At 45.3% G+C, this 289-nt stretch carries 1 rRNA gene; it reads right to left on the bottom strand.

The window, feature by feature from the left end:
• A 16S ribosomal RNA gene (locus C1Y43_RS23515) occupies window positions 1-125 on the bottom strand; the annotation flags it as partial.
• Window positions 126-289 lie beyond the last annotated feature (164 nt).

Here is a 289-nt window from a genome sequence, read left to right as displayed (position 1 = left end):
AGACATTACTCACCCGTCCGCCACTCGCCACCCAAAGAGCAAGCTCTTCTGTGCTGCCGTTCGACTTGCATGTGTTAGGCCTGCCGCCAGCGTTCAATCTGAGCCATGATCAAACTCTTCAATTTAAAGTTTGATTTGCTGCAACGAGTGCAGCGATGCTCTGTGAATTAAACTTCGTAATGAATTACGTGTTCACTCAGCAAAGACTTGATATTTTTTAAAGCCCGTAGGCTTGTGATATCAATCCTGCGAGTGCCCACACAGATTGTCTGATAAATTGTTAAAGAGC

Origin of the sequence: Pantoea sp. ICBG 828, from assembly GCF_002928355.1 — a bacterium.
Taxonomy (GTDB): domain Bacteria; phylum Pseudomonadota; class Gammaproteobacteria; order Enterobacterales; family Enterobacteriaceae; genus Pantoea; species Pantoea dispersa.
The sequence above is the reverse complement of the archived record's forward strand: the minus strand, read 5'-3'. Positions and strand labels throughout refer to the sequence as shown.